Annotated in this window: 18 protein-coding genes; 13 read left to right on the forward strand and 5 right to left on the reverse strand. The window is 73.4% G+C overall.

Translation table 11 applies throughout. The annotated features are described in order from the left end of the window. Positions 1–43 precede the first annotated feature (43 nt). Genes KG102_RS00455 through KG102_RS00470 form a run of 4 tightly spaced genes read left to right on the forward strand, consistent with a single transcriptional unit; the run spans position 44 to position 1,689 of the window. On the forward strand, positions 44–355 hold the full coding sequence (locus KG102_RS00455; protein ID WP_208289747.1) for an ArsR/SmtB family transcription factor: 312 nt from the start codon (positions 44–46) through the stop codon (positions 353–355). Beyond that, positions 348–773, forward strand: a complete 426-nt coding sequence (locus KG102_RS00460; RefSeq protein ID WP_208210528.1) for an SRPBCC family protein — start codon at positions 348–350, stop codon at positions 771–773. The genes KG102_RS00455 and KG102_RS00460 overlap by 8 nt, the downstream gene beginning before the upstream one ends. A 25-nt stretch (positions 774–798) precedes the next feature. Beyond that, complete coding sequence (locus KG102_RS00465) at positions 799–1,170, forward strand: nuclear transport factor 2 family protein (RefSeq protein ID WP_208210526.1); 372 nt, start codon at positions 799–801, stop codon at positions 1,168–1,170. Positions 1,171–1,194: 24 nt separating this feature from the next. Then, on the forward strand, positions 1,195–1,689 hold the full coding sequence (locus tag KG102_RS00470) for an aminoacyl-tRNA deacylase (protein ID WP_208210524.1): 495 nt from the start codon (positions 1,195–1,197) through the stop codon (positions 1,687–1,689). A 3-nt stretch (positions 1,690–1,692) separates the two neighbouring features. Here KG102_RS00470 and KG102_RS00475 read toward each other — a convergent pair whose 3' ends face one another. Then, positions 1,693–2,286, reverse strand: coding sequence for a DUF4865 family protein (locus tag KG102_RS00475; RefSeq protein WP_243884679.1), 594 nt, complete (start codon positions 2,284–2,286; stop codon positions 1,693–1,695). Positions 2,287–2,415: 129 nt separating this feature from the next. On the opposite strand from KG102_RS00475, the gene KG102_RS00480 reads away from it, so the two are divergent. The 3 genes from KG102_RS00480 to KG102_RS00490 are packed head-to-tail and all read left to right on the forward strand — an operon-like array spanning position 2,416 to position 7,026. Continuing rightward, complete coding sequence (locus KG102_RS00480) at positions 2,416–2,754, forward strand: STAS domain-containing protein (RefSeq protein ID WP_208210522.1); 339 nt, start codon at positions 2,416–2,418, stop codon at positions 2,752–2,754. Positions 2,755–2,803: 49 nt separating this feature from the next. Further along, the gene (locus KG102_RS00485) at positions 2,804–3,967 is read left to right on the forward strand and encodes an exonuclease SbcCD subunit D (protein WP_208289745.1); all 1,164 of its coding nucleotides are present in this window, start codon (positions 2,804–2,806) and stop codon (positions 3,965–3,967) included. Beyond that, positions 3,967–7,026 (forward strand): AAA family ATPase, encoded by a 3,060-nt coding sequence (locus tag KG102_RS00490; protein ID WP_208289744.1) that lies wholly within the window; start codon positions 3,967–3,969, stop codon positions 7,024–7,026. Before KG102_RS00485 ends, KG102_RS00490 begins: the two co-directional genes overlap by 1 nt. Before the next feature lie 110 nt (positions 7,027–7,136). On the opposite strand, the gene KG102_RS00495 is transcribed toward KG102_RS00490, so the two are convergent. Next, on the reverse strand, positions 7,137–7,553 hold the full coding sequence (locus tag KG102_RS00495) for a hypothetical protein (protein ID WP_208210517.1): 417 nt from the start codon (positions 7,551–7,553) through the stop codon (positions 7,137–7,139). Positions 7,554–7,761: 208 nt separating this feature from the next. Next, on the reverse strand, positions 7,762–9,036 hold the full coding sequence (locus KG102_RS00500; protein WP_208210515.1) for a multidrug effflux MFS transporter: 1,275 nt from the start codon (positions 9,034–9,036) through the stop codon (positions 7,762–7,764). Between the two features lie 109 nt (positions 9,037–9,145). On the opposite strand from KG102_RS00500, the gene KG102_RS00505 reads away from it, so the two are divergent. Genes KG102_RS00505 through KG102_RS00515 form a run of 3 tightly spaced genes read left to right on the forward strand, consistent with a single transcriptional unit; the run spans position 9,146 to position 11,469 of the window. Continuing rightward, entirely contained in the window at positions 9,146–9,949 is an 804-nt protein-coding gene (locus KG102_RS00505) for an HNH endonuclease family protein (RefSeq protein WP_249667403.1), read from the forward strand. A 37-nt stretch (positions 9,950–9,986) separates the two neighbouring features. After that, the gene (locus KG102_RS00510) at positions 9,987–10,688 is read left to right on the forward strand and encodes an LmeA family phospholipid-binding protein (protein ID WP_208289743.1); all 702 of its coding nucleotides are present in this window, start codon (positions 9,987–9,989) and stop codon (positions 10,686–10,688) included. Positions 10,689–10,743: 55 nt separating this feature from the next. Next, entirely contained in the window at positions 10,744–11,469 is a 726-nt protein-coding gene (locus tag KG102_RS00515; protein WP_208289742.1) for a M50 family metallopeptidase, read from the forward strand. Positions 11,470–11,499: 30 nt separating this feature from the next. Here the strand turns inward: KG102_RS00515 and KG102_RS00520 are convergent, their stop codons facing one another. Continuing rightward, complete coding sequence (locus KG102_RS00520) at positions 11,500–12,189, reverse strand: HNH endonuclease family protein (RefSeq protein ID WP_208289741.1); 690 nt, start codon at positions 12,187–12,189, stop codon at positions 11,500–11,502. Positions 12,190–12,279: 90 nt separating this feature from the next. On the opposite strand from KG102_RS00520, the gene KG102_RS00525 reads away from it, so the two are divergent. From KG102_RS00525 to KG102_RS00535, 3 genes are read left to right on the forward strand one after another with little or no spacing between them, the layout of a single operon-like run. Further along, complete coding sequence (locus KG102_RS00525) at positions 12,280–12,711, forward strand: ribosomal maturation YjgA family protein (protein WP_208289740.1); 432 nt, start codon at positions 12,280–12,282, stop codon at positions 12,709–12,711. A 30-nt stretch (positions 12,712–12,741) separates the two neighbouring features. Then, positions 12,742–13,479: an MIP/aquaporin family protein gene (locus tag KG102_RS00530; protein ID WP_208210503.1), complete on the forward strand. Its 738-nt coding sequence runs from the start codon at positions 12,742–12,744 to the stop codon at positions 13,477–13,479. Between the two features lie 58 nt (positions 13,480–13,537). After that, on the forward strand, positions 13,538–15,040 hold the full coding sequence (locus tag KG102_RS00535) for an amino acid permease (protein ID WP_208289739.1): 1,503 nt from the start codon (positions 13,538–13,540) through the stop codon (positions 15,038–15,040). A gap of 6 nt (positions 15,041–15,046) precedes the next feature. On the opposite strand, the gene KG102_RS00540 is transcribed toward KG102_RS00535, so the two are convergent. After that, entirely contained in the window at positions 15,047–15,487 is a 441-nt protein-coding gene (locus tag KG102_RS00540; protein ID WP_208289738.1) for a nitroreductase family deazaflavin-dependent oxidoreductase, read from the reverse strand. Positions 15,488–15,529: the final 42 nt, after the last annotated feature.

The following is a 15,529-nucleotide window of genomic DNA, read 5'->3' on the forward strand; positions in this document are numbered from 1 at the left end:
TGGATAGTGTCTGCTTGTACAAGCAGCAACTTGTGGAGGCTTGATGGACAGCGCAGCCGCGGCACTGCACGCCCTGGCCGACCCGAACCGTCGGCGGATCCTCTCCGTCGTCCGGGACCAGCCGCACGCGGTCGGGGAGATCGCCGCTCAGGTCGAGATGTCGCAGCAGGCCGTCTCGCACCACCTGAAGGTCCTGCGGGACTCGGGCCTCGTGTCGCAGGAGCGGGACCGGACCCGGCGCCTGTACACGATCCGTACGGACGGTCTGGCGGCCGTCCGCGAGTACCTGGACGACTTCTGGCCGGACCACCTGCGCGCACTCAAGGCGGCTGCGGAGGCGTCCTCCCGTGGCTGACTACGCGACGTCGATCCAGATCGATGCCCCGCCCACCGTCGTGTTCGCCCACCTCGTCGTGCCCGCGCGCATGGTCGCCTGGATGGGGCACCGGGCGATCCTCGACGCCGTACCCGGAGGAGAGTTCTGCGTCGACATCGGCGGGTCGCAGGTGCGTGGGCAGTACCTGGAGGTCGAGCCGGACCGCCGGGTCGTCGTCTCCTGGGGGATGGCCGGCAGCGAGGACCTGCCGCCCTCCGCGAGCCGCGTGGAGTTCGTCCTCACGCCTGTGGCCGGAGGGACCCGGGTCGATCTCTCCCACACGGGCCTGCCCGAGGCGCGCGCGGCCGGTCACGCCGACGGCTGGGCTCACTTCCTCACCCGCCTCTCGATGCGGGCCGCGGGCGACGACCCGGGCCCCGACACCTGGTCCAGCTGAGTCCCGTCATCACCGCGGAGGAACCATGCAACCGATCGACCTCGTGACCGCCTACCAGGACGCCTGGACTGCCGGCGACCTGGACCGGGCAGCGACCTTCCTCGCACCCGACTTCACCTTCGAGGGCCCCGGAGCGCGCTTCTCCTCGCCGGTCGAGTTCCTGCCGTTCCTCACCCGGTTCCGCTCGCGCATCGGCTCCGGGTGGCGCCAGGTCGCGGCGTTCGGCGACGCGGACGAGGTGCTCGTGATGTACGAGCTGCGTGGCCCCGACGGCCAAGCGCTCCCACGGACCGTCGACCACTTCGTGGTGCGTGACGGGCGGATCGCCGCGGAGACGTTGGTCTTCGACACCGCTGCATTCGCGGATGCGATGGCGGCTGCTCCGCCTGCCCGGTGAGGTCCCGGGTCCTACAGTGACCGGATGAGCGATGCAGCCGCCGCACCGTCCGACGGCGAGCGCCGCGCGCTCGCGGGCCTCGAGGCCTCGGGGATCCGGTTCCAGGTGACCCGGCACGGCCCGGTCGCCTCGCTGGAGGAGGCGGCCGAGGTGCGCGGCATCGACCCCGCGGGCATCGTCAAGACGATCGTGGTGCGCCGTAGCGACGACGACTTCCTGTTCGTGCTGGTGCCCGGCGACCGGACCATCTCGTGGCCCAAGCTGCGCGCCCTGCTGGGGGTGGCGCGGCTGTCGATGCCGGACGCGGAGACGGCCAAGGACGTGACCGGCTACGTGCGCGGCACGATCACGCCGTTCGGCGCCCTCACCGCCTGGCCGGTCGTCGCCGACTCCCGCGTGCCCACGCGGACGGTGTCGATCGGCGGCGGTGCGCACGGGGTGGCCGCCAACGTCGACGGCGCCGAGCTGGTCCGGGCGCTGGCGGCGACGGTGGCGGACGTCACCGACCCCGCGACCTGACCGTCACGGACCGGCAGCGACGTGCAGGACCTCGTAGCCGGTGTGGTCGGGTGCGCCCTCGTCGGCAGGTCGGGTGCTGAGCTCGGCGAGGAGCACGCGCCAGGTGCCGACGTCCACGGCTGCGACCCTCGCGACCGTGTCGGGATCCGTCCCGCCGAGGAACGGCTCGGTCACCGCCTCGAGGCACTGGGAGGGCGCGATCCCCTCCGGCAGGTCGACCGTGCGCAGGAGCAGGCTGGTGGTGTCTGCGTACCCGTGGGGTCCCTGGGTGACGCCGGCGACCGTCCAGTCCTGGATGGGCTGCCGGCCGAAGTCGCGGACGATCGCGGAGTAGCCGGTCTCGCCCCAGCAGAAGGAGCGCATGCCGTCGACGTCCCGCCAGACGTAGAAGGGTGCGTACTCGTTGCGCGAGGCGCCCCGTGCCTTCTCCCGGACGGCGTAGGCCTTGAGCTCGAGACCGGCGAAGCCGTCCATGAGGTGGCTGGTGCGACGCACCCGGTCGCGGATGGTCGACATGGCGTAGTCGCTCGGCAGTCCCACGAAGTACTGCATGGCGTACATCGGCGCGCGCCTCCTCGGGACCTCATCTGAGGCCATCGGACGAGGCTAGTGCGGAGGCGCGCGGGAACCCAGGGTCGCTCTCGGGCGTTCTTCTCGCGGATGACGACGTCCGGCAGGACGGCTGGCGTCCTCCCGCCGGGGGCAACCGCAAAGGAGCGAGGGAACGTGATCGAGCACGCGGCAGCGGCCGGGACCATCCGGGTCGACGCGCAGGACGCTCGGACGGTCATCGTCCTCGTCGGAGAGATCGACGCCGCCCTGCGGGACGAGGCCAGCGCGTGCATGGGCCTCGCCCTGGTCAGCGGGCACCCGGTGGTCGTCGACTCCACCGATGCCACCTTCGTCGACTCGTCGGGCATCGCGTTCGTCCTGCAGCTGCACCTGGCGGCGTCCGAGGCGGGGATCCCGGTCACGCTGCTGGACCCGCACCGCGTCCTGCGGGACGTGCTGGACATGGTCGGCCTCTCGAGCGAGCTGGAGACGGAGCCTGTGTCGTCCGTCTGACTGCGCGCCGGTGGGCCGGGGTGTCAGTGGCCTGGTTTACGTTCCCCGCATGCGGTTGTTGCACACGTCGGACTGGCACCTGGGCCGGACGCTGCACGGGGTCGATCTGCTCGACCACCAGGCGGCGTACCTCGAGCACCTGGTCGACGTCGTGCGCGCCGAGCAGGTCGACGCCGTGGTGGTCGCGGGGGACGTCTACGACCGCGCGATCCCGCCCGTGGAGGCCGTGACGCTGCTGTCCGAGACGCTCGCGCGGCTGGCGGAGCACACCACCGTCGTGGTCACGTCCGGCAACCACGACTCGGCCACTCGGCTGGGCTTCGGCTCGTCGCTGATGCGGGACCGGGTCCGCCTGCGCACGAGGGTCGCCGGCCTGGCGGAGCCGGTGGTGCTCCCCGACGACGAGGGTGACGTGCTCGTGTACGGCATCCCGTACCTGGACCCCGACTTCGCCCGCGTCGAGCTGGCCGAGGGCCCCCAGCCGCTGGTCCGGTCGCACGAGGCCGTGGCGGCCGCGGCCATGCGGCGCGTCCGGGCGGACGTCGCGGCGCGGTCCGGGTCCGCGCGTCCTCGGTCGGTGGTGGCCGCGCACGCGTTCGTCATCGGCGGCGCGCCGACGGACTCCGAGCGTGACATCCGCGTCGGAGGTGTGGACCAGGTCCCCGCGGGCGTGTTCACGGGGGCGGACTACGTGGCGCTCGGGCACCTGCACGGACCGCAGAAGGTGACCGGCGCCGACGGCACGGTGCTGCGGTACAGCGGCTCGCCCCTCGCGTACTCGTTCTCCGAGCAGCACCATGCCAAGTCGACCGTCCTGGTGGACCTCTCCGGCGGGCAGGTGCGCACGTCGCTCGTCGACGCGCCCGTGCCGCGCAGGCTCGCGGACGTGACCGGCACGCTGGAGGACCTGCTGGGCGCGACCGGTGAACCGCACAGGGACGCGTGGGTGCGGGTGACGGTGACGGACGCGCACCGCCCCGACGACCTCTACCGGCGCGTCAAGCAGCGGTTCGCGCACGCGCTCGTCGTGCAGCACCGGGCCGTGGGCCCGGCGGTGGCGTCGCACGCCGCGGTGGTCACGGCCGCGCACGACCCGCTCGACGTGGCCGCCGACTTCCTCGCTCACGTCACGGGCTGCCGGCCGACCTCGGCCGAGGCGGACGTGCTGCGCCGCGCGTACGAGGACGTCACCGCCATGGAGCGGAGCGCCTGATGCACCTGCGCACGCTCACCCTCCAGGCGATCGGGCCGTTCGCCGGCTCGCACACGGTGGACTTCGACGCGCTCGGCCAGGCCGGGCTGTTCCTGCTCGAGGGGCCGACCGGCTCCGGCAAGTCCACCCTCATCGACGCGATCGTGTTCGCGCTCTACGGCAAGGTCGCGTCCAGCGAGGCGTCGGAGGACCGGCTCCGTTCCGCGTACGCGCCCGACGACGTCGAGAGCGTCGTGGACCTGGTCTTCGAGGTGCCCGCGGGCACCTTCCGGGTCCGGCGCACGCCGGCCTACCAGCGCGCCAAGCGGCGCGGCAGCGGCACCACCCTGGCGAACGCGAGCGTGAAGGCGTGGCGCCTGCCCGCCGGTGCGGACGTCACCGCGGGCACCGACGCGCTCGACTCCCTCGGAGTCCCGCTCGGCAACCGGCTCGACGAGATCGGTGCCGAGATCCAGAAGGTCGTCGGGCTGGACCGCACCCAGTTCGTCCAGACGATCGTGCTGCCGCAGGGCGAGTTCGCCCACTTCCTGCGCGCCAAGCCGGAGGAGCGGCGCGGCCTGCTGCAGAAGATCTTCGGCACCGAGGTGTACGAGCGGCTCGCGCTGCGCCTGGCGGAGATGCGCCGGGAGGGTGACCGCACGAGCGCCTCGGCCCGCGCTGCGCTCACCTCGGGGGTGTCGCAGCTGGTCGGGGCCGCGCGGCTCGGCGAGCAGGAGGCGGCCGAGATCCGGGCAGCGGTCGATGCCGCGGTCGTACGCGGTGACGGTCTGGTCGAGGCCGTCCGGGCGGCGGTCCGCGCGCGGACCGAGGTGCTCGACGCGCGGGCGGACGCCACGCGCACCGCAGCCGCCACGGCCGACGCGGCGCGGCGTGCGGCCCGGGAGCACCTGGACCGGTCGACGGCCACGGAGGCACTGCTGCGCCGCCGCGACGCCCTGCGCGCGGAGCACGCCGCGCTGGACGCCGCAGCGGACGTGAACGCCGAGGCGATCCTCCAGCTGACCGCTGCGCGCGCCGCCCAGGCCGTGCGCCCCCTGCTCCGCGGAGCCGACCGGGCCAGGGCCGCGCACGAGGCGGCCCGCAAGACGGTGACCGCCGCCCTGGACGCCGCACCGCACGACATCGCGACCCCGCCCGCGGGCACGGACCTGCGCAGCCACGTCCAGGTGGCCGGCCGGTCGGCCGCCGAGGCGGCGGGGGCGCTCGCGCGACTGGTGGACGTCGAGGCGGGGCTCGAGGGGCGCCGCCGGGCGGTCCGCCGGGCGCACCACGGCATCGACGACCTGATCGCCGCCATCGCGGCAGACGACCGGTGGCTCGCTGCCCGTCCGGACGCCCGGCGCGCGCTGGTGGCCGAGCTCGACGCCGCCCGCGCGCTGGCCGCAGCGGCCGGTGAGCACGAGTCGGCATTGGCCGCGGCCCTCCAGACCGTCACCGCGCACCGGGACCTCGCCGCGGCCGAGCTCGGCCACGCCGAGGCGGTGGCCGCCCGGGCCACCGCCGGCGCCGTGGCGGCGACGGCGCTCGCGGCCGAGCGCGACCTGCGCGCCGCGCGCATCGCGGACCTGGCGGGCGAGATCGCCGCCGGGCTGGGCGACGGTGACGCGTGCCCGGTGTGCGGTTCGGTCGAGCATCCCGCCAAGGCCGTCCTCGAGGACGACCACGTGTCGGCCGAGCAGGTGGAGCGCGCGGAGGCAGCGCGTGCGGCGGCCGAGAGCGCGCTGCACGCCGCCGCAGAACTGTGCAGCGTGCTGGGTGAGCGGTCCCAGGCCCTGCTGGCGCGGGTCGGGACGGTGACCGCCGAGGCCGCGGGCGAGCGGTGCGAGGCGGCACGGGCAGCGCTCGCGCGGTCACGGGCGGCCGCCGCGGACGTGGCTCGCCTGCTGCCGGCGCTCGAGGGGTTCGACACGCTGACGCGTGAGCGGGAGGCCGAGCGCACGGCGGCTGTGTCTCGGCTCGCCGCGGACCGTGCCACGCTCGAGGTGACGCTGCAGGACCTGGACGCGTCGGAGGCCGAGGTCGTGACCGGGCGGGGAGACCACCCGACGGTCGCGGCGCGACACTCGGAGCTGCTGGAACGCGTCGCGGCCTCGAGCGCGGTGCTCGACGCGCTCGCCGAGCAGGAGACCGCCCAGGACGAGTCGCGTCGGCGACAGGACGAGCTGGCCGAGGGCCTCGCGGAGCACGGCTTCGAGTCCGCCGACGAGGCACGCGCCGCAGCGGTCGACGCGGCGGTCCTCGACGAGCTGGATCGGGTGGTCACCGCGTACGCCACGCGGCTGGACCGGGCGACCGCGGGTCTCGCCGAGCCGGCGATCGCCGCGCTCGACGACGACCTGGCGGTGGACGTCGGTGCGGCGAGGGAGGCGGAGGCGTCGGCCCGCGCCGAGGCTGACCGGACGAGCGGCGAGGCCAGCGTCGCGCAGGAGTGCGCCGCCGCCGCAGCCGCCGCGGCGCAGGCCGTGCACCGGGCGGCTGCCGTCCTGGCCGAGGCCGTCGACGTGGCGGGCCCGGTGAGCAGGCTCGCTGACCTCACTGGCGGCGGCGGCGACAATGCGCGCAACCTCTCGCTCGCCACGTTCGTGCTCATGCGCCGCTTCGAGGACGTCGTGGCGGCGGCCAACGACCGCCTGCTCGTCATGTCCGACGGTCGCTTCGAGCTGGTGCGCAGCGACGAGAAGGAGGACGTCCGCGCGCGGAACACGGGACTCGCGATGCGTGTGATCGACCACCGCACCGAGCAGGCCCGGGACCCGCGGACCCTGTCCGGCGGCGAGACGTTCTACGTGTCGCTGTGCCTGGCGCTCGGCATGGCCGACGTCGTGACGGCGGAGGCCGGCGGCATCGACCTGGGCACGCTGTTCGTGGACGAGGGCTTCGGGTCGCTCGACCCGCACACGCTCGACGCCGTCCTCGCCGAGCTCGGGCGGCTCCGTGCGGGCGGTCGCGTGGTCGGCGTGGTGTCGCATGTCGAGGCGCTGAAGCAGTCGATCGCGGACCGCATCGAGATCCGGCCGACCCCCGCCGGGCCGAGCACGCTGACGGTGCGCGCGGGCTGATCACGACGCGGGCATCGGGACCGCCCCGGTCACGGCGCACCTGCCTCGGCCGCCACCGCCCAGCCCTCGGTCACCACGCCCAGCCCTCGGTCACCACGCCCAGCCCTCGGTCACCACGCCCAGCCCCGCGACGCGAGCTCGACCTCCTCGCGGAACCGCTCGGCGGGGTCGCCCTTGGCAGCCTGCTTCACCTCGACGCCGGCCAGCAGGCACGCCTCCAGCAGCAGCTGGTCGTAGGCCAGCTGGGACGCGATGATCCGCTCGGCGCGAGCGAACGTGTGCGGGTCCCGCTCGAGCGCGCGCACGTGGTCGGCCACCGCCCCGAGCCGCTCCTGGACGCGCAGGGTCATGAACGGGTCGTACTCCGGCGGACGCGGTGGGCGCAGCCGGGCGGCCAGACGTTCGAGGCGGTTGGCCAGGAACGTGCGCCATCGCGGCGGCTCGTCGGGCGACGGGAACAGCTGCCAGATCGCACCGAAGACGAGCGCCGGGACGAACATCATCGCAACCAGCATGACCCAGCTCATGGTGCGTCCTTCGTCGAGCGCGTTCTCCTCAGGTTAAGTTGCGAATGTGACCCGCGCCACATCATTGCGGGGTGCCCCGGCGAGGGTGTGACTTGCGGTGAGACGCCGTCGAACCGCAGGGCGCCGCCGACCGTCCGGCCCACGGCCTTGCCCTCGTTCTCCTCGGGGTCGGGCTGCCGGTCCGGTCGGGCCCGGGCGAGCCAGGCGGTCAGGCCGGGCGCGGCACCGCGTCCAGCTCGTCCACCGGGGCCGGATCCCGCGGCACCGCACGGGCTTCCTCGACGGGACGGCGAGCCCAGGAGCGCCGCACCAGCACGAGCAGCAGCGCCGCGACCACGATGACCCCGGCGATCACCGCACCCATGGTCACGGCGGTCGGCTCGCCGCCGAGGCTCGTGACGGGGGCGAGGATCGCGCCCAGCCCGAACTGCAGAGCGCCGAGCAGCGCAGCGGCAGACCCCGCGCGGTGCGGGTTCGAGGCCAGGGCGATTGCGGGTGCGGACGGCAGGACGAACCCGGCGGTGCCCATGGTGAGCACGACCAGGACCGTGACGGGCCAGAACGGCGCGCCGAACAGTGTGACGGCGAACAGCGAGAGGCCGAGCACGAGCCCGACGCCCACGGTGACGGAGAGGACCTGCTCGGGCCGGAACCGCCCGACGAGGGCTCCGTTCACCTGGGAGCCGGCGGTGATGGCGACCGCACCGGCGGCGAACACCCAGCCGAACTGCTGCGCCGTCAGGCCGTACCCGCCCTGGAACACGAACGTGGAGGAGGCCACGTAGGTGAACATCGCCGACAGGTAGAACGCGGACATCAGCGCGAGCCCGAGGAAGGGCAGGTCGGTCAGCAGGTCGCGGTACGTGCGCAGCGCGGCCACCGTCCCGCCGGTGCGCCGCAGGTCGACCGGCAGCGACTCGCGCAGCGCGAAGGAGGCGATGGCGAGCAGCGCGGCCCCGGCGGCGGCCAGGAACACGAAGATCAGCCGCCAGGACCCCAGCAGGAGCAGCTGCGCCCCGATCGTCGGCGCGAGGATCGGCGCGACGCCCACGACGAGCATCAGTCGGGCCATGACCTTCGAGACGGCCAGCCCTTCGTACCGGTCCCGGACGATGGCCAGCGACAGCACCATGCCGGCCGCCGCCGTGAAGCCCTGCACGAACCGCAGGGCCGTGAACGTCGTGATGCCCGAGGCGAGCACGAGGCCGACGGAGGTCAGGATGTAGACGACGAGCGAGGCCAGGAGCGGACGGCGCCGACCGTAGGCGTCGGAGATGGACCCGATGAGCAGCTGGCCCAGGGCCAGGCCCGCGAGCGAGGCGGCGACGGTCAGCTGCACGGCAGCGGACGTGGTGCCGAGGTCGTCGGCGATCTGGGGGAAGGCCGCGAGATAGGTGTCGAACGTCAGTGGGCCGAGGGCCGTGAGCGCCGACAGCAGGAGGACGAATCCGACGCTCACCCGCGCCGAGGTGCTGCGAACCATGACAGTCCAAGGCGACGGGGTGCGCGCATTCTTCCCGGCTGTCCACTTTCTGGGACGCCGACCGGGGCGTCGCCTCGGTTGCGGCTCCCGCGGTGTCGATACTCAGGCAGTGAGATCTCCGCTGTCCGCCTGCCTGGCCGTCACGGTGGCCGTGTCGGCCCTGCTGGCGGGGTGCCAGGAGCAGGGCGTCACCGACGTCCGCCCGGTGCCGACGCCGGCTGCGGAACAGGCCGTCACGGTGCCCGATGCCGTCGCCACGATGCCGGAGCCGGTCACACCCCAGCCCGTCACACCAGCCCCGGTCACACCGCCGGTCACCTCTGAGCCGGTCACGCCGTCGACCGCTCTGGCGACCGTGGCACTGCTGCCGGTGAAGGGCCGCGCCCCGAAGACGGGGTACGACCGCGACCTGTACGGCCACGCCTGGAAGGACGTCGACCGCAACGGGTGCGACACCCGCAACGACATCCTGCGCCGGGACCTGGTCGACCAGGTGATCAAGGACGGGACGCACGGGTGCGTGGTGGCGGCCGGCACGCTGCACGACCCGTACTCGGGCGAGCCGATCGCGTTCGTCCGCGGGCAGGGGACCTCGTCGGCCGTCCAGATCGACCACGTCGTGGCGCTCTCGGACAGCTGGCAGAAGGGCGCCCAGCAGTGGGACACGACGACACGGGAGGCGTTCGCGAACGACCCGCTGAACCTGCTGGCCGCGGACGGGCCGCTCAACCAGCGCAAGGGGGACGGTGACACGGCGACGTGGTTGCCGCCCAACACCGGGTTCCGCTGCGCCTACGTGGCGCGGCAGGTCGGCGTGAAGCACGCGTACGGGCTGTGGGTCACGCAGGCGGAGCAGGACGCGATGGTCCGCGTGCTCTCGACGTGCCCGAGCGAGCCGCTGCCCGTGGGTTGACCAGCGCACGGACGTGCCCACCCCTACGGTGAGGCGCGTGAGCGGACGCGGAGTGGTTGTCGGAGTGGTCGCGGTCGTCGTCCTGGTGGGCGGCGCCTACGTCGGCGACCGGGTGGCGGAGTCGGCAGCGGAGGAGCGGGTCGTCGAGGCCATCGAGCAGAACCTGGACGTCGTCGGGACCCCGACGGTCGAGCTCGGCGGCTTCCCGTTCCTGACCCAGGTGCTGGCCGGCTCGATCGACGACGTCACGGGCCAGGTCGCGGGCGTCACGCTCGACGGCATCGACGCCACGGACGTGACGATCGACGCGCACGACGTGAGCACCTCGGAGCCGTACACCATGGGTACGGCGACGATCTCGGCGACGCTGCCGACCGCCTCGATCGAGCGGATCGTCGCGGAGCGCTCCGACCTCGAGATCACGCTGGCCGTGGACGGGGACGCACTGACCGCGTCCGGCAGGGTGCTCGGACTGTCGCTGGCGGCAGACCTGGTCCCGCGGGTCGAGGACGGCACGCTCCTGGTGAACGTGCGGAACGTCCAGGTCGCCGGGCTGACCGTCGACGTCGACGACCTGCCCAGCGCGCTCGGCGACCGCCTGACCGACGTCGAGATCCCCGTCGCCGGTCTGCCGGAGGGGCTGGTGCTGTCGGAGGCGACCGTCGTGCCCGACGGCGTGCGCATCACCGCCACCGGCCGCGACGTCGTCCTGCCCACCGAGGCGCCCCCGGCTGGGTAGGGTCCTGCCTGCCCCGCCCGCCCGGGTGGACGACGACCGACCGAAGGACCCACCCGTGGACTGGCTCGGCGCCGCCTGGCAGGACATCACGACACCGCAGCCGGTGCCGTCGAGCACGGTCGTGCTCCTGACGGCGGCGGCCGTGCTGCTGATCCTCGTCGTCCCCGCGGCCTGGCACGTGGCGCGGCACGGCCTGACGATCGTGCACGAGGCCGCCCACGCGGGCGTCGCCGTGCTCGTCGGGCGCCGCCTGTCCGGCATCCGCGTGCACTCGGACACCTCCGGTCTGACGGTCTCGGTGGGCAGGCCGAGAGGGCCGGGCATGGTGGCGACGGCCGCTGCCGGCTACACCGGTCCGGCGCTGCTCGGCGTGGGTGCCGCCTGGCTGCTGTCCCGGGGTTACGCCGTCGCGCTGCTGTGGGCCCTGCTCGTGGTGCTGGTCCTGGTGCTGGTGCAGATCCGCAACTGGTACGGGCTCTGGTCGGTGCTGGTGACCGGTGCCCTGCTGGTCGGCGTGACCGTGTGGGGGTCGGCGACGGTGCAGAGCGTCGCGGCCTACGCGGTCACCTGGTTCCTGCTGCTCGGTGCCCCGCGCGCGGTCCTCGAGATGCAGACGGAGCGTCGCCGGTCGCGGCGGCGCGGCGTCTCGGACACCTCGGACGCCGGGCTGCTGGGGCGGCTGACGCACCTGCCCGGCGCGGTCTGGGTCGCGATCCTGCTGGTGGTCTGCGTGGCCGCCCTCGCGCTCGGCGCGGCCTGGCTGATCGGTCTGCAGGTCTAGCCGAACCCCCGCGTCCGGCGCCGGTCCCGCTCACGGCGACCGCGCGACGCCGACCACGCACCGCCCCAGCTCGCGGTCCAGGGCGTCGCGCTCGGCCGCCGTCACCCACAGCCCGTAGGCCGCCTTCACCCGGACCTGGCGCAGCGCGTAGACGCACCGGTACCCGCGGTTGGGCGGCAGCCACGTGGCCGCGTCCCCGGCGCCCTTCTCCTGGTTGGCCGGCCCGTCCACGGCGAGCAGGTTGGCCGGGTCGTTGGCGAACGCCTCGCGCTGGGCGGCGGACCACCCTTGCGCGCCCTTCTGCCAGGCGTCCGAGAGGGCGACGACGTGGTCGATCTGCACCTCGGCGGAGCCCGGTCCGCGCGTGAACGCGATCCGCACGCCGGTGTAGGGGTCGTCGAGCGTGCCGGACATGACGACGCAGTGCTCCACCGCGGGCTGCGTGAGATCGCGGCGCAGCACGTCGTTGCGCGTGTCGCAGCCGTTGCGGTCGGTGTCCGCCCACGCCTGCCCGAACCGCTCGCGCGCGTACCCGGTGCTCGGCGCCCGGCCGCGGACGTCGAGCGTGTCGAGCGCAGCCCGCCCGGCCGCCAGATCGGCCGCACCGACCGCGTACCGGGCGGCGACGCGCCCCTGCGTCCAGGCGGGGACGCCCGCGCCGACCACCGCGCAGACGACGAGGCCGACGAGCCACGGGCCGGGGCGGCGCCACGTCGTCATCCCGAAAGGCTGGCGTGCGACCAGGGGCGACGGCCGCCACCCCTGAGGACGCGTCGGGCTGTGGACGGCTCGCGCGCGTACGGTCGTCGCGTGACCGCGCCCGACGCCCCCGAGCTCCGTGTGCCGACGTCGCCGGGACCGCGCCCGCGCCCGCGCCCGCGGACCCGCCTCGCGGCGGTACTGGTCGCCGTCGCGCTCGTCGTGGTGGGTGTCGCGGTGAGCCGCATCGACGCCGCGTTCGCGGATCCCGTCGGTGACTCGCTCTACGCGGCCTTCGTGGTCGCGCTCCTGGTCGTGATCGCGCCACGCGCCCGTCCGGTGGCGGTCGCGCTCGTCGCCTTCGGGCTCTGCACGCTGGTCGAGCTCGCCCAGCTCACCGGGGTGCCCGCCCGCGCCGTCGACGCCGTCCCGCTGCTCAGGTACGCGCTCGGCACCACGTTCGCGGCCGTCGACCTGGTCGCCTACGCCGCCGGGGCGGCGCTCGCGCTGATCGTCCGTCGCGTCGCCGCTGTGCCACGCTGACGGTCCGAGCAGACCGACCGCGGGGGCCGCATGGATCCGACGTACAGCCTCGCCGTCAGGCTGGCCTGCGAGTTCATCGGCACCGCGATCCTCATCATCCTGGGCAACGGCACCGTCGCCAACGTGCACCTGAAGGGCTCCAAGGGATACCGCGGCGGCTGGTCGCTGATCGCGATGGGCTACGGCTTCGGGGTGATGATCCCCGCGCTGATGTTCGGCGGGATCAGCGGCAACCAGATCAACCCCGGCTTCACGCTGGGCCTCGCGGTGTGGGGCCTGTTCCCGTGGTCGGAGGTGGCGCCGTACGTCGTGGCGCAGCTCCTGGGCGCGATGGCCGGGCAGCTCGCCATCGTCGTGACGCACAAGCCGTACTACGACCTCACGACGGACCCCGAGGACATCCTCGCGACGTTCTCGACCATCAACGCCGCGCACTCGCGCCTCAACGGCTTCCTCAGCGAGCTGCTCGGCTCCGTGGTGCTGTTCTCGTGCGCGCTCGCGATCGTCAACTCGCCGCTGACCACGGACGAGCCGGCCGTCGCGCACCTCGCCCTGGGCTTCCTGGTCTGGGGGCTCGTCGCGGGCCTCGGCGGTCCGACGGGTCCCGCCCTCAACCCGGCGCGCGACCTCGGGCCCCGGATCATGCACGCGGTCCTGCCCCTGCAGCACAAGGGCGGGTCCGAGTGGAGCTACGCGTGGGTGCCCGTCGCGGCGCCCCTGCTCGGCGGGATCATCGGCGTCGGCGGCTGGTACCTCCTGCTCGGCTGAGCGCAGCGGGTGACGAAGCCCTCCAAACCCGGCATGCTCGATCGCGGAGGTGGCGTCCATGGCGAGCAGCACGAGCATCTGGCGCAGGAAGTCCGTGGAGGACTCCCTCGAGGAGACGTTGGACGTCGAGCGGTCGCTGCGGCGCAACCTCACCACGTGGGACCTCATCGTCCTGGGCGTGGCGGTGGCCGTCGGCGCGGGCATCTTCTCGGTCGGGGCGACCGCGGCGGCGAACTACGCGGGACCCGCGGTCATCGTCTCGTTCCTGATCGCCTCGCTCGTGTGCGGGCTGGCCATCATGTGCTACGCCGAGTTCGCCTCGACGCTGCCGGTCGCCGGTTCCGCGTACACGTTCTCGTACGCCTCGATGGGGGAGTTCGTCGCCTGGATCATCGGGTGGGACCTGATCCTGGAGATGCTCCTCGGGTCGGCCGTCATCGCGAAGTTCTGGGGCGTGTACCTGTCCGACGCCTTCGCCCTGTTCGGCATCGAGATCCCCACGACGATCAGCCTCGGGTCAGTGGATCTCGACTGGGGGCCGGTGGTCATCGTCGCGGTGTTCTCCACGCTGCTGGCCCTGGGCACCAAGCTGAGCACGCGCGTGAACAGCGTGTTCACCGTCATCAAGGTCGCCATCACGCTCTTCGTCATCGTGGTGGGCCTGTTCTACGTGAACACCGCCAACTTCTCGCCGTTCGTGCCGCCGTCGGAGCCGGCCCCGGAGCGGACGAGCCTCGAGCAGCCGGTGTTCGCGTACCTCTTCGGCCTCGAGCCGAGCGCGTACGGCGTGATCGGCATCCTGTCCGGTGCCGCCCTCGTGTTCTTCGCGTTCATCGGGTTCGACGTCGTCGCGACGACGGCCGAGGAGACCAAGAACCCGCAGCGCACCGTTCCCCGCGGCATCCTGGGCGGCCTCGCGATCGTGACCGTGCTGTACGTGCTGGTGACCGTCGTCGTGACCGGGATGGTCTCCTACCGCGAGCTCGCCGAGGTGGAGACGCCCTCGCTGACCACCGCGTTCGTCCTCGTGGGTGCGGACTGGGCCGGACGGGTGATCTCGCTGGGCATCCTGGTGGGCCTGACCTCGGTCCTCATGGTGCTGCTGCTGGGCCTCACCCGCATCGTCTTCGCGATGAGCCGCGACGGTCTGCTGCCCCGCGGCCCGTCGCGGACGTCCCCGAAGTACGGCACACCCGTCCGGCTGCAGATCGGGGTCGGCATCATCGTCGCCCTCATCGCGGGCCTGTCCGAGGTGGAGCTGCTGGAGGAGATGATCAACATCGGCACGCTGTCGGCGTTCGTGCTGGTCAGCTTCGGGATCCCGATCCTCCGGCGGACGCGGCCCGACCTGGAGCGGGGGTTCCGGGTGCCGTGGTCGCCGGCGCTGCCGATCATCGCGGGCGTGGCGTGCCTCTGGCTGATGGCGAACCTGACCACGCTGACGTGGCTGCGGTTCCTCGCCTGGCTCGCCGTCGGCGTCGTCATCTACTTCGCGTACTCGTACCGGCACGCCGTCGCGGCCAACCCCGGCCACGACGCCCGGACCGGGGCCAAGCTCTAGCGCCGGTCAGTCGTCGATCGGCTCCAGGACGAACACGGGGATCTGCCGGTCGGTCTTGGCCTGGTACCCCTCGTAGGCCGGCCAGACCTCGTTGGCGCGCGCCCACCACTCGTCGCGCTCGGCGCCGCTGGTCTCCCGGGCGACGTAGTCCTTCTTCACCGCCCCGTCCTGCAGCTCCACGTGGGGGTGCTCGACGAGGTTGCGGTACCAGGCGGGGTTCTCCGGCGTGCCCCCCTTCGACGCGACCACCGCGTAGCGGCCCTCGTGCTCCACGCGCATCAGGGCGGTCTTGCGCAGCTTGCCGCTGCTGGCGCCGACCGACGTCAGCACGATGACCGGCTTGCCCTGGAGGGTGTTGGCCTCCCGGCCGTCGGTCCGCTCGTACGTCTCGGCCTGCGTGCGGGCCCACTCGGAGGTGCTCGGCTGGTACTCACCGGTCAGAGGCATGGCCTCAGGATGCACCGCCTGACCTGCACACGCGACCTGCGC

The sequence above is a fragment of the Cellulomonas fengjieae genome, from assembly GCF_018388465.1.
Classification (GTDB): Bacteria; Actinomycetota; Actinomycetes; order Actinomycetales; family Cellulomonadaceae; genus Cellulomonas; species Cellulomonas fengjieae.